The organism is Fibrisoma limi BUZ 3 (assembly GCF_000296815.2).
Lineage (GTDB): Bacteria > Bacteroidota > Bacteroidia > Cytophagales > Spirosomataceae > Fibrisoma > Fibrisoma limi.
Genome location: NZ_CAIT01000006.1, coordinates 1,146,814 through 1,160,354, shown reverse-complemented (window position 1 = coordinate 1,160,354; position 13,541 = coordinate 1,146,814). Strand labels below are relative to the sequence as shown.

At 54.4% G+C, this 13,541-nt stretch carries 12 protein-coding genes; 8 read left to right on the top strand and 4 right to left on the bottom strand.

Going from position 1 to position 13,541, the window contains the following annotated elements; genetic code table 11:
• The first annotated feature begins 540 nt into the window (after nucleotides 1-540).
• From BN8_RS12805 to BN8_RS12770, 8 genes are all read left to right on the top strand, one after another.
• Nucleotides 541-1,626: a hypothetical protein gene (locus BN8_RS12805; RefSeq protein WP_040005779.1), complete on the top strand. Its 1,086-nt coding sequence runs from the start codon at nucleotides 541-543 to the stop codon at nucleotides 1,624-1,626.
• 441 nt (nucleotides 1,627-2,067) lie between these two features.
• The gene (locus BN8_RS12800; RefSeq protein WP_009282301.1) at nucleotides 2,068-2,751 is read left to right on the top strand and encodes a hypothetical protein; all 684 of its coding nucleotides are present in this window, start codon (nucleotides 2,068-2,070) and stop codon (nucleotides 2,749-2,751) included.
• A gap of 36 nt (nucleotides 2,752-2,787) precedes the next feature.
• Nucleotides 2,788-3,819, top strand: coding sequence for a sensor histidine kinase (locus BN8_RS12795; RefSeq protein WP_009282300.1), 1,032 nt, complete (start codon nucleotides 2,788-2,790; stop codon nucleotides 3,817-3,819).
• A gap of 164 nt (nucleotides 3,820-3,983) precedes the next feature.
• Entirely contained in the window at nucleotides 3,984-4,751 is a 768-nt protein-coding gene (locus BN8_RS12790; protein WP_009282299.1) for a LytR/AlgR family response regulator transcription factor, read from the top strand.
• A 122-nt stretch (nucleotides 4,752-4,873) separates the two neighbouring features.
• Nucleotides 4,874-5,404 (top strand): putative outer membrane beta-barrel protein, encoded by a 531-nt coding sequence (locus tag BN8_RS12785; RefSeq protein WP_009282298.1) that lies wholly within the window; start codon nucleotides 4,874-4,876, stop codon nucleotides 5,402-5,404.
• Nucleotides 5,405-5,413: 9 nt separating this feature from the next.
• Nucleotides 5,414-6,574, top strand: a complete 1,161-nt coding sequence (locus BN8_RS12780) for a cytochrome-c peroxidase (protein WP_009282297.1) — start codon at nucleotides 5,414-5,416, stop codon at nucleotides 6,572-6,574.
• 44 nt (nucleotides 6,575-6,618) lie between these two features.
• Nucleotides 6,619-8,928, top strand: a complete 2,310-nt coding sequence (locus BN8_RS12775) for a TonB-dependent receptor (RefSeq protein WP_009282296.1) — start codon at nucleotides 6,619-6,621, stop codon at nucleotides 8,926-8,928.
• 13 nt (nucleotides 8,929-8,941) lie between these two features.
• Nucleotides 8,942-9,748, top strand: a complete 807-nt coding sequence (locus tag BN8_RS12770; protein WP_009282295.1) for a DUF4249 domain-containing protein — start codon at nucleotides 8,942-8,944, stop codon at nucleotides 9,746-9,748.
• Here BN8_RS12770 and BN8_RS12765 read toward each other — a convergent pair.
• The 4 genes from BN8_RS12765 to treF form a co-directional block, all read right to left on the bottom strand.
• The gene (locus BN8_RS12765) at nucleotides 9,724-10,581 is read right to left on the bottom strand and encodes an N-acyl homoserine lactonase family protein (protein ID WP_009282294.1); all 858 of its coding nucleotides are present in this window, start codon (nucleotides 10,579-10,581) and stop codon (nucleotides 9,724-9,726) included. The two genes, BN8_RS12770 and BN8_RS12765, sit on opposite strands and share 25 nt — an antisense overlap.
• A gap of 204 nt (nucleotides 10,582-10,785) precedes the next feature.
• The gene (locus tag BN8_RS12760; RefSeq protein ID WP_009282293.1) at nucleotides 10,786-11,268 is read right to left on the bottom strand and encodes an SRPBCC family protein; all 483 of its coding nucleotides are present in this window, start codon (nucleotides 11,266-11,268) and stop codon (nucleotides 10,786-10,788) included.
• A 58-nt stretch (nucleotides 11,269-11,326) separates the two neighbouring features.
• Nucleotides 11,327-11,908: a Crp/Fnr family transcriptional regulator gene (locus BN8_RS12755; protein WP_009282292.1), complete on the bottom strand. Its 582-nt coding sequence runs from the start codon at nucleotides 11,906-11,908 to the stop codon at nucleotides 11,327-11,329.
• A gap of 31 nt (nucleotides 11,909-11,939) precedes the next feature.
• On the bottom strand, nucleotides 11,940-13,526 hold the full coding sequence (gene treF, locus BN8_RS12750; protein ID WP_009282291.1) for an alpha,alpha-trehalase TreF: 1,587 nt from the start codon (nucleotides 13,524-13,526) through the stop codon (nucleotides 11,940-11,942).
• Between the last annotated feature and the right edge of the window lie 15 nt (nucleotides 13,527-13,541).

The following is a 13,541-nucleotide window of genomic DNA, read 5'->3' as shown; positions in this document are numbered from 1 at the left end:
CCGGTTTGCCGCTATGCCCGGACGAATACACTTCCTATAGACCTGTACAGGTTACTTCATGCCCAATCAGTAATCCTTTCAGATGGGAAAACGCTACCGATCCGGCTGAGCAGGTGATCTTAATCAACACTTAATTCCTGACTAATTTCGATTTAACCCGGCTAATAAACCTTTGTGCAACGAACATGACGCAAGCCACCGTACATCATGTTCAGTAAAAGGTCTAATGACCACCGTAACTTAACTACTTCATTAAAAGTCAACCACCGTAACTTGTAATTAGTATACTGTTCATAATAGAGAAGGTTGGAACACCCGGTCCGGTTTGAGACCGGGTTTGTCTTTTTAGCCGCAATCCAGCGCCTATAAACCAGCTTTCCCATCGAAGACTAACCATGAACCCGACAGCGGAGTGCGGTCTGCCTACGGTTAAGAATGTATTTACTACGATACATAACGGGTTCTGCGTCAGTCGACCTGATTTAATTGATCCTATTCGTATAGCACCACACCTTTGGGTATGAATTGCAGCATACCATCATGGCTAGTGTCATCTTCTTTCTGATTACCCTACTTTTCTGGCTTGGTTTGGCCATGCTCACCGCTTCCAAACCTACGCTGGTCGGCGAAAATGCCATGGGCTATGGGCTTGGTCTGGCTTTTCTCGGACTCGGCTTTGCACTCAGTAGTCTGGCCTTGACCCTTACATTACTGATCAAAGGTAATTTTTACTGGGTGGCCAATGGTACCTCCGGGCGTACGGCGGTGGTGCTGATCGCCTGGCTGTGCGTGGTCGTAACTACCTTTTTCTGTGCGGTATTCAAATGGGAGTGGCACAGTGATGACGATCTGACGTACCCCCAGTTTTTACACACCATAGCCGTCTGGCACGGCCAGATCTGGATGCCGTTGCTCTGGCTGGCAACCTGTTTGATCTCCCTGAACGCTGAGTGGCTGACCAGTCTTTCGCTCACGACGGTCAGAGTTCCTTTCTTCTTGGGACTACTGCTCAGCGGACTTTACTGCGGAGGGCTCTTAGTGGGCTATGAGCGGGACTCAGCCGCCAGAGCCCAGGCTGAGTTGGAAAGTATGCAACAGCAGCAGGATCAATGGCATCAGCAAAACCTGGACTACATTGCCTCGCAGACGAGTAAGGACCCGATCATAAACATACTGAGCTACACCAACCGGTTTCAATACGAAGATGTTCGGCAGGCAGCCCTTGAGAAGGTTAAGGCGCATCCCGATTGGGAAGCTCAGATTCTGGCTCTGCTGGACCATGAGCGGACAGCCCGGGAGGTGTATTATTTTTTGGATGGTAACGAGGTGACGCAGAAGGAAGCGTTTGCGAAGGCGCTTAACGAAAGCCTGTTACCTCTGGCTACGTCGATTGCCGCCGACATCCGGGATAGTAACAACCTGCAGAACTGGAGCTTCGATATGTACGGGATTGAACGGGTGCTGCGGGCCATCGATGAGCAGTTTCAGGATATGGGTGTTGATTTCTACCCGAATGTCTACCGGCTCAGGCAGGCGCTGGCGACTACGCCCCCCGAGCGCTTTAAGGGCGTAACATTTAACGTAACACAGGTCATAGACCGCTGGCTGCAATCCCATAAGCGGTGAACGTATTGACTAGCATCAGCCAGGTCGATTAAACAGGTGGCTTAAAAAAGTGAAAAATAAGCAGTCTTCTCTATCAGCGTACACAATAAAGCGGGCCGAGGGGCGTTTTATATGTGTTTAACGCGCACTGCCCAGCCTCAAGGCCGGGCTTTTTTTATGCCCCTTTCCGAATGGTAGTCGGCTTCCCGGCTGAAAAAAGCCCGGATTCATGTAACAGAAATGGACGAGCGGTGTCATGCCGTCAGGTTTGAAACCTGAACCGGTATCGTTCCTGGTCCGACTTCGCGGAAACTTCCCTTCAGTTCACCCCTGGTTCCCAAACGCTTCGCCCCCGGTATTCCGTCGGTTGACCCCCAACCGGCTTTCAGAACGTAGCTGTCGTCGCCAATTTTGATTCGTCAACGCGACAAAACAGATCGTCAACCGAAAACAAAACATACCATGAAAGCGTCAACGATTACCCTCTTTACCCTGGTGGCCATCCTTGGAACCATAGCTTCCGTCTCTGCGCAGAACCAGCCGGTTCGCTCAACGCCCTTTCCGTACTCAAATCGCTTCACGCTGGGCGGAGGGGTGAGCCAACTGCTGCTTGGTGGCTTCAACGTTCAGGCCGAATACACGACTAATCGGATGGTATTCGACTACTCGCATGGTTTCAACATTACACTGAGCGGGCAGTCGGCTTCGTTGGTCGCTCAGGATCAGAAGCTTTCTGAAAAACTCACGTCAACGCTGGGTATCGGGGTAGGCTACCGCATCACCCCAGGGCTCGATCTGCGGTTTGAGCCGAAGCTGCACTTCTACGAGGTGTATTACGACGGGCAGCCGCAGGTAGCCAGTAACCGCGTTACGTCGTACCGGACCGTGACGCTGGGTCTGGGTGCGTACTACCGCTATTATCCGTTCCGCAAACAAGACAACGCCCTCGCCGGGATTCTGGTCATGCCGAGCGTCCGCTACTGGCCGAACGTCTGGAGTTCGCTGGATAACAACAAGCTGACCTACACCAACCGGGTGACCGAACGCACTGAAACCTACAAGGCGGCTTCGCAGGGCTTTCCGGGAACGGGCGGCCTGCTGGCCAATGTAACGATTGGCTATACCTTTGGACTTCGTAAAAAGTAGTAACTTACAGTGCCTTCATACCGAGGTAGTTATCTGATGGAAACAACGGACGCGAAACCTTATACACTGAATGACCAGATGCTACGGTTGGTTGGTATCCCCCTCTTCGGCTTCCTGGTTCCGGCTCTCCTGCACGCCGACGAGTTTCGGGAGCTTAACCCAACTATCTGGATGCACCTGTTCGTCGGATTTTGTACAACGCTTTTGGTGTGGGAAGGCAACCGATGGATCATGATCTACATGCGCCGTGCATTTCCGAATTACAACCAGACCACCAGACGACTGCTGGGTGAAGGAGCGCTGGCCCTGGTCTACACGTTTGTAGCTACGTATCTGCTGGACGAAGTCGTTTGCAAAGCACTTTTTGGCAAGCAGATTGATCCGTTCACCGGCTTTCGCACGAGTCTGGTCCCAACGGTGGTGGTGTACCTGGTCTACGAAGCCGTGTACTTTTTCGAGGCCTGGAAAGCAAACGTCCGCAAAACCGAAGCCCTGGCTCGCGAAAGCGTTCAGTCACAACTGGAAGTGCTGAAGAACCAGCTCGACCCGCACTTCCTCTTCAACAGCCTCAACACGCTGGCGGCCCTGATTGACGATGAGAACGTGAATGCGCAGCAGTACCTCGAACGCCTGTCGGATGTCTACCGCTACGTGCTGGTCAGCCGCAGCAAAAACACGGTGCCGCTGGAAGAAGAGATCGGGTTCCTGGACGCTTACATCTACCTTAATAAGATCCGGTTTCGGGATAATCTTCAGGTTGAGAAAATCTTGTCGCCGAATGCGTATCGCCAGTACGTAACGCCCCTGAGCCTGCAAATGCTCATCGAGAACGCGATCAAGCATAATGTCGTCTCGAAAGAGAATCCGTTGAAGATCAGGATTCAGCAGGAGGGCGATCAGTACCTGATTGTAGAAAATAACATTCAGGAAAAGACAATTTTGGAGAAGTCGACGCGGGTTGGCCTGCAAAACATCATCAACCGCTACAGTCTGCTGACCGACCGGCAGGTGGAGGTGATACGTAGCGGAGGCCTGTTCACGGTGAAAATTCCACTCTTACTTAATTAGCGAAAGAGCGAAAGAGTGAATTAGACATCAGGATACTAACCCCAAACTTCCATTTACGATCACCCTTGGACGAATTAGCTGCATTGATCACTGCCCGTCGGCCCGACCATTCACTCTTTCACTCTTTCGCTAATTCACTCTTTAACTCTTTCCCACCTTGACCCATGAAAGCACTGATCATCGAAGACGAATACCCGGCAGCAGAACGACTCGAAAAGCTGATTCGGAAGCTGGACCCGCGGGTGGAGATTGTCGGGGTTCTGGAAAGCGTGGAGTCGGCGAAGCAGTGGTTTAAAATCGGCCAGCCGGTGGATCTGATCTTCTCCGATATTCAGTTGTCGGATGGTCTGAGCTTCCAGATTTTCGAATCGTTCCCGGCCCACAGTCCCATCATCTTCACGACCTCGTACGATGAGTATGCGATCAAGGCGTTTCGGGTCAAGAGCATTGATTACCTCCTGAAACCGATTAAACTGCCCGAACTGGCCGATGCCATCAAAAAGTACCAGGAACTGAAGCAGGACTTTTCGCCACAGGCGTATGCAAAGAAGGTCGAGTCGCTGCTCGATAGTCTGGAAATGACGCGAAAGACGCACAAGACGCGGTTTCTGGTCAAAAACGGCGAGCAGCTAATTCCCATTGCGCAGGATCAGGTAGCGTATTTCTACACCGCCAACGAGCTGTCGTGTCTGGTCGGGCGCGACGGGCGGCAGTATCTGGTCGATTACACCCTCGAAGAACTCGAAGCCCTGGTTGACCCGCTTCAGTTCTTCCGGCTCAACCGGCAGTTCATCGCGCAGGTGACGGCCATTCAGAAGATTCACACGTATTTCAACGGCAAGCTCAAGGTTGAACTCCGGCCCGAAACAGCGCAGGAGGTACTCGTCAGCCGCGAAAAAGCTCCAGCGTTCAAAGCCTGGCTAGACGGTTAATAGCCCATCCACTGATTTCCTGAAATGAAGTTGCAGGCGTCAAAAACGCGCTGCCCGGGATTACTCGTGTCCTTTGCTGGCGGGCGATCTAAATCGTCCGCTGGAGAAATAGAAACACTCCCATGAAAAAACACGTATTTATATGCCTCCTTGTAGTCGCCAGCCAGTCGGCACTGGCTCAGCAGCCGCTTCGCTACACAATCTGGGCGGACGGTGTTCTGAATGCGCAACTACCCAAATCGAATCTGTACGGCCTGGGTGCCGGCTTGCGGGCGGAAGTCAGTATGTCCCTTCGGTCGACAAAAAATGCCTTCTTTACGCAGGTCGGCTATACGCGCTTTTTCGAAAAAGAGGCCTTCACGGCCAACATCGGCCTTTTAAACGTAGGCTACCGCTATCAGGTCGGCAGGGCATTCTCGGCGTCGCTCGGGGTTGGCGCTCAGTACTGGAGGGAGCGGATGCGGGTTCGCTTCCCGGACTACGTCATCGACGAAACCTTTACCAACATCCTGCCCAGTGCGACGGTTGGTCTCGGCTGGCGAATCAAAACCCGCTACCACATTGGCCTCGAAAACCGGGTGTTGTTCAAGCCGGAAAATGGCCGACTCTCCATACGCGATAACGTCGCTTTATCCCTTGGTTACACGCTTTGAAGCAACGCCATGACAACGCTAAAAACCTTCTCTTTATTCGCCAGTATCCTTGTGTTTGGCACGACGGTGTATTCCTGCCAGTCGAATGGCCTGGAGGTGAATCCCGACGAATCCATTGGTGCCTTACCCCAGGCGGTGATTGATCCGGCCGACAATCCACGTACGCCCGAAAAGGTCGCTTTAGGTAAGGCCCTGTTTTATGATCCGATTCTGTCGGGCGACAAGGACGTGTCCTGCGCGACCTGCCACCACCCGGATTTCGGCTATGGCGATGGCCTGGATTTGCCGATTGGCGTGGGCGGTGAGGGCCTGGGCAAGAGTCGCCGGTTTCGCTCGCCCGGCGCGGTCCCGTTCACTAAACGCAATACCCCCACGCTGCTGAACGTCGCCTTCAACGGCATGAACGCCCACGGACAGTACAATCCCGCTACGGCCCCTATGTTCTACGACCTGCGGACCCAGTCGCTGGAAGCGCAGTCGCTGCTGCCAATTGCGGCTTTTGAAGAAATGCGCGGCCACGTGTTCACCGAAGCAAACGCCATTGATAGTGTGCTGGCCCGGCTACGTGCCATCGCGACGTACCGCGAGTCGTTCAGGACGGTGTTTGGTGGGAATAACGCCATCACGGCCCAGAACCTGGGGAAGGCCATCGCGGCATTCGAGCGGACGCTGGTTGCCAACAACGCCCCGTTCGATCGCTACCGGCGCGGGGATGCCTCGGCCATGACCGAAGCGCAGAAACGGGGCATGGTGCTGTTTATCCAGAACGGCTGCAACACCTGCCACAGCGGACCCATGTTCAGCGACTACAAAGCGCACGTACTGGGGGTTGCCGACAACGAAAAACTGGGCTTCTCCGACAAGGGCAAAGACAACACATACGCCTTCCGGACCCCAACGCTGCGAAACATCGCCCTGACGGCACCCTACATGCACAATGGAAAACAGCAATCCCTTGCCGACGTACTGACATTCTACGACCGCGTCCGGGACGGCGAACAACTGAACGCAAACGTATCGGTCAGTCAGCTCGATTCGCTGCTACGTCCTCGGGTAACCCTCAGCAACGATCTGATCGAATTCATGCACGCCCTTACGGATAACAGCTTCGACAAATCCATTCCAGGTCAGGTGCCAAGCGGGTTACCCGTCGGCGGAAGGGTTCAATAGCTGCTTTGGAAAGCCCATCAAGACGATACGAACCAATCAACACCATGAAAATTTGCCTTCTTTTCTTTCTTCTACTGAGTAGTGCCGCCCAGGCCCAGTCCTACCTGACGGTCACCGGACAGGTAAGCGATGCGGCTTCCGGAGTGGGCCTTGCAGGTGCAACCATTACGGTGCTGGAACGAGCCGGCAGCGGTGCCCGAACGGATAGCGACGGCCGCTTCGCTTTATCGGTAGCGGCCGGTAAACAAACGTTACGCATCTCGTATCTGGGCTACGTAGCGCAGCGTATTACGGTGAATCTAAGCCGCAACGAAGTCATCAATGTCCGGCTGAAAGCGGCCGACAATCAGCTCAGTGAGGTGGTGGTAACGGGACAGAGCAACCAGGACAAGGTGATGTCGACGCAGACGAGCGTGGACGTAGTGGATCGCAAAACGGCCTTGTCGCTGCCCGTCGTGTTTGGCGAAGTGGACCTGATCAAAGTGCTGCAACTGAAGCCGGGCGTTAAATCGACGGGCGAGGGAACGAGCGGCATCAGTGTCCGGGGGGGCAGCACCGACCAGAACCTGTTTCAATACGACGGCACGACGGTGTACAATCCCAGCCACATGTTCGGCTTCTTCAGTACGTTCAACATTGATGCGGTCAAAAACGTAGCGCTGTACAAAGCTGGCTTCCCGGCCGAGTACAGTGGTCGGCTGTCGTCGGTGGTTGACGTTACGTCGCTGACACCCAGAGACAGTAGTTTTCACGTGGGGGGCGGAATCGGTCTGATTGCATCCCGATTAAACCTGACCGGGCCTATTGGCAACAAAATCAAATTCAATGTAGCGGGTCGACGGACCTATGCCGATGTGTTCACCGAAGCCATCAACCGACGCAACGGCGACCGGCCCAATACAAACCCGATCCCCCGGTATTACTTCTACGACCTGAACGGACGTATTGATTATACCATCAATGACCGGAGCCGACTTTTTCTGAGTGCCTACACGGGCCGCGATCGGTTCCATCTGCCCTCTGATGTGTTCCGCAGTACGTTCGACTGGGGCAACACGGCCGTGTCGTTGCACTGGCATCAAACGTCGAAGGATGCGCGCTGGAATAGCCATACGTCCGGTCATTACGCCCAATATGATTACCGCTTAGTGTCCACCTTTGACCGATTCACGTTTAATATTGGGTCGGGCATCGAGGATTTTGTGTTGAAAGAGCGCGTATCGTGGCAACCGAATCCCCGGCATACGGTCACGTTCGGCGGGGAGTTGACCCGAAGCCGGTTCTCGATCTCGCGGGTGAATATTTCGAGCGCCAAACCGGAAGAAAACATTGATACGGGCGAAAAGCCGCGGGTCTGGGAAGGGGGCCTGTTCGTCAGCGACGACTGGGACGTAACACCGAAGCTGAAGCTCAGCGCCGGTTTACGCTGGTCAGGTTTTCGGCAGGACAGCGCGGGCTATAATGCGCCTGAACCCCGTATCTCGGCCCGCTATGCCTTCAGTCCGTCGGTATCGCTCAAGGCCAGCTACGCCCGGATGGTGCAGTATCGTCACCTGGTCGTCAGTTCGGGAGCGGCTCTGCCAACCGACATCTGGTACCCATCGACCGCGAAGATCAAGCCCGAATACAGCGACCAACTGGCCGCGGCCCTGACCTGGAACATTGGCAACACGTTCCTGCTGACCAACGAGGTGTACTACAAACGGCTGCGTCAGGTTGTCGACTTCAGAACGGGCGCGCAGCTCTTTGCCAACGACCGGCTGGAGAACGAGTTTGTGTTCGGCAACGGCAGCGCCTACGGCAATGAAATTTACCTGGAAAAAACGGCAGGGCGGCTCCGCGGCTGGGTCGGCTACACGCTGGCCTGGACCTGGCGGGAATTCAAGGACATCGACGGCGGGAAACGCTTCTTCCCGCGGTATGATCGTCGGCACGATATTTCTGTGGTAGCGATGTATCAGCTACGGCCTCGCTTAACGCTGTCGGCTACGTGGGTCTACAATACGGGCAATGCCGTATCGCTGGCCACGGGCCGCTACGTGTCGATGGACAATCCGTACGTGCGCGTCGAGAACCCGACTGATCAGGTGGTACCCGAGTTTCCGAGCCGCAACAACTTCCGCATGCCGTCTTATCATCGTCTGGATCTGGGTTTCGTGTATAAGTTTCGTCCGAGACGGGGTGAGACTGACATCACGGTTAACGTAACGAACGCCTACAACCGCCTGAATCCGTACCTGATCACGTATCAGGCTGAAGAAAACGCCGAGGGCGAGCCTACCGGCCGGTTTCGGGCGCGTGCCATTACGTTGTTCCCGCTTTTGCCTTCCGTTACCTACAATTTCCGGTTTTAACACGACCACAATCATGAAACGAATAAAACAAACGTACATACTTGCCGTCTTGGCAGGCCTGGGATTAGCGGCCTGCCAGCAGGATATTGACGTTGATCTGCCACCCTACGAGCCTAAACTCGTCGTGGAATGTTACCTCGAAGATGGCCAGCCGGTGCGCCTGACGTTGCTCGAAAGCCGGGGGTATCTGGACGTAGCCAGCCTGCCCCTGGTCGATGGGGCGACCGTCGTGCTGTCGCATCAGGGGCAGAACGATACCATTCCGAACGTACCGTTTGTGGACCGCGCTACCGGAAAGTCCTACAATTACAGCAGCCCCAGGCGTATCAAGGCCAGCTACGAATCGCCGTACACCCTGACGGTCACGGATAAGCGGGGGCGTACGCTGACGGCCACGACGCGGTTTATCAAGCCCGTCGCCATCAAGAGCATTACGCCTGAATTCAACAACAAAGGCGAAGCCTACGGCCTGACCAAGTTTGACGATAACCCGCAGCAGAAGAACTACTACCGCCTGACACTGACCCGGAATATTCGCGTAGATACGCTGTCGCTGGATGCATTGCTCGACGATGCCTTCTCAAACGGTGAAGAAATTAACTGGGGCTCCGGTTACACCTTCAAGCCGGGAGATACCATCCACGCGACGCTGTATCACTGCACGGAGGATTACTACAAATTCCTGACTACGGTGCAGAGTGCCCGACAGGCTAATGTCAACCCGTTTGCCGCATCCGGTGAGGTGATCAGCAACATTAGAGGTGGCTTGGGCATATTCGCAACGCTGACGTATGACTACCGGAGCGTGGTTGTGAAATGAGCGGGAACGACCTGCCTGTTTCTGAGCCGTTCGGCAGACCGGGCGTCGTGGGTCGGTAGATAGACGGTGGGCCGCTCCTGGCAGTACGAACGTATCGCGTCTAGAGTTCGTCGGGCGGCTGCTTTATCGACGCAGATGCCCGCTACCTGACGGTCGAGGAGTTGCTGTTCGGTAAACGTCGTATCGCCCGCAAAGAAAAAATCGACGGTAGAGCCGCGGAAAATAACCGACTGGTGACCGTGCGAGTGGCCATGTGTTGGAACGATAATCACCCGGCCATCGGAAGTCAGCGGATACGCCCCGTCGAAGTGCTTATTGGATTGCGAAAAGTCAATCTTGCGCGGGTTGAACCAACGGGGAAACGTACAGGGAACCGAGCCGTAGGGTTGCTCATATTCTTTCCGCGACACCAGAATGTTGGCTTTGGGAAAGAATTTGAGGCCGTCGGTATGATCAATGTGCAGGTGCGTCAGGACCACCCAGCGTACAGCTTCGGGGTGGATGCCCAGCGTTTTTAACTGATAGCCGATCTCCAGTTGCTCCTGAACCCTGAAGCGAAGAATGTGTTTAGTCACCCAGCCGTCGGCACCCCCGCAGTCGAAATAACCGGAGTTGGTTACGCGTTGATTTTCGCCGGTGTCGATCACGATAACGCCTTCCGGATGCTCGATCACCCACACCCAGATAGGCAGCCACTCCGTCCAGAATGGATCGAGCAGAATAATGGGCGCTCCCATACTCGGACTGCGGTGCGATCGCTTGACCTTCACGAAGCCACAGTTAACGGCATGAATCCTGACGCCGTCGAGGGTGGCGGTATGAATGGAGTGCATAGGGGGGAGGGGAAGGGGAATGAGTGAAAGAGCGAAAGAGGTAAAGAGCGAAAGAGGTAAAGAGCGAATGAGTGAAAGAGTGAATTTGTGTAGATCGGGCCGCCGGGCAGTGATGCAAGTAACTTGCTGAATAAAGATGATCGTAAACGTTAGTTTGAGGTCAGTACCTTGGCGTGTACTTCGCTCTTTCACTCATTCACTCTTTCACTCATTATTAAGAGCAATGGCGTTAATCTTCTTCATCACGTCAGGTAGCATGGCCCGGTAGTTTCTGCCCAGGGCTTTGGCAAACAACCTTTTGGTCAGGCCCGTAAACCAGACCTCATGCGTAAACCGCGTTTTACCGGCGTCGCTGGTTAGGTAACGCCTGACGTACAGCGAGCCGAGCGGAAGCTTCGTTCGGAAGGTGTACGACTCGTTCGGTACGATCGAATCAATAACGAACGTCGATCGGGGGCCTTTGTCCGGGATCAGCACCCCTTTCGTTCCGACTTGAAACGGTCCCCGTAGTTCCGCCGATTGTAAGCCACTGTCCCATTCCTTCCAGTTCGGTACGTCGGTCCAGATCTGCCAGATCCGTTCGGCAGAAGCGGTGGTTTCGAGGGTGTTGCTGAAATGCGTATTGCTTTGCTGGGCCTGAGCGGTCATGGCCGCGGCAAGAAACGTAATGGTAAGCATACGGTTCATGGGTCTGTCTGAATTGTGTACCACAAAGTTCGGGACCACGAAACGGCGGCTACTTCACCTATGTTAAGTTCGTTATATTTTTCCGAATCCGGCTCAGCGACTGCGGGGCGATGCCCAGGTACGAAGCCAGGTATTTGAGCGGTATGCGCTGAATCATGGCCGGCTCTTCCGTAAGCATACGCCGATACCGATTTTCGGCCGTTTCGGTTTGGAGCTCGGTCAGGATCTCCTCCGTAAAGTGGCTCACTTCCTGAATCACCGACTGGATGAATTTTCGCCAGTTGGGTATCTGTTCGTATAGCGTTTGCAGGTCGCTGTAGGTCACCTGAAGCAGCGTACAATCCTCGATGGCCTGAATGTTTTCCGTTGCCGGTTTGCGGGTCGAGAAGCTGTATTGCGACGTAAACAGGTAGTCGTCGAAGGTGAAAAACTTGGTTTTGTCCACCCCCTCTTTCCAGACGAAAAAGCGCAGCAGGCCCTGGTCTACGTAGTATAGATGGGTACAGATACGCCCTTCTTCGAGCAGCAGTTCGCCTTCTTTCAGCAGCCGGGGGGTGAAACAACGCTCAACCAGTGCCCATTCGGTGTCCGTGAGGACTATGCGTCGGTTAATGAAGTTTTTAAAGTGTAGGGTGTCCATCCCGATTCGACATGAATGATCAGCCTCGTGGTCACTGCGTCAGTGATTGTTCGGCCAGGACCGTTTCCCAGTCGACCAGCGTACCGTCGTTTGTCTGGAGAGACAGATAAATACCGTTCGTCCAGCCAAAGCCATCCTGGTTCGGGTACTCGCCACCACCCGCAGGCAGGTTTGTGTTGATAACATTGTACTTCTCCATCATTTTGCCCGTGTTGCGGAACACGGTATCATTGAGGGTGAGCCATCGTTCCCGAAGTTTGGCGGCCGTATCCACGAACCCGTAGCGAATGAGCGCCTGATACGTAACCCATTGAAGCGGAGCCCAGCCATTCGGTGCGTCCCACTGCTGGCCACTGGTGTGGAGGGTTGAGACAACCCCACCGGCCTGCAGGAACTTTGTTTTTACGTGTTCGTGGACACGTTCGGCCTGTTCAGGGGTGGCAATGCCAACGTACAACGGAAACAGACCCGCCAACGACCAAACCGGCGTATGCTGATTCCGCACGCTGTCGTAGTCCATGAAAAAGCCAGCTTCTTCGTTCCAGAAATGGGTCAGAATTGTCTGGCATCGGTTAGCGGCTATCGCATCGAAGCGTTCGGCAGCTTCCGTAAACTTGCTTTGCCGGTACGCCAGGGCCAGGGTGCGTTCAAGGTAATAGAGGAGACAGTTCAGGTCAACCGGTACGATTTCGGTTGTTCGGATGGTTACTAACCGCTGTTCATCCGCAAACCACCGACAGCTAAAATCCCAGCCTGTTTCGCAGGCCGCCCGTATGTGTCGGTAAAGCACAGAAGGGTCTATTCCCAGTTCAAAGGCTTCCTGGGCCAGCTCTACGTCTTCGCGATAGGATTCGGGCCGGGGAGCGGGCGTATCGTCCCAGTAGCGATTAAGAATGACCCCATTGGGCAAGCAGATGACCCGCCTGAATGACGATTCCGCTTTGCCGAGCCGGAAATAACCGTCGACCCAGAAATTATATTCTTTCTGCAAAAACGGCAGGAAATGGGTGAGTATTTCGGGGCCGTCGATGTCGGCCAGAAGTCTGACCATGTACGCGAAAAACGGCGGCTGCGACCGGGTGATGTAGTAGCTCCGATTGGCATTCGGTACGTGACCATACGTATCAATCATGTACGCACAGTTATCAACCATGTGGCGGATTAGGTCATTTTGACCAGACACCTTCAAACCGAGCATGGTAAAGTAGCTGTCCCAGTAATACATGCCCCGAAAACGTCCGCCCGGCACAACGTACGGCTTGGGGACCGGAAGCAGCGAACAGTTGGGCTGCGATTGGTAAGTAAGCTTGTCCCAGAGCTGATGCAGGTGGTCGGCCGTCGGTAAGGTCTGGTCGCTGACATAATCGACCAGTACGGGAGCCGGTACGATAAAGTGCGACTGCACAAATTCGTATAGCCGAAATTCGTCACTGCCCTGCTCAACTTCGTACTGACTCAGGATACGCTCCGGCGACTGGCGCGGGTAGGTGTCGGCAAAGGTGATCGAATCCGGAAATACATGCTGCATCTGAACGTCGTGGAACAACGGACCGAACAACTGATCGGGCGGCAGCATGGCCGGAACTTGATTGTAAACGGAAACTGGGTGGGTATTCATCAGGAATCAGGTAGT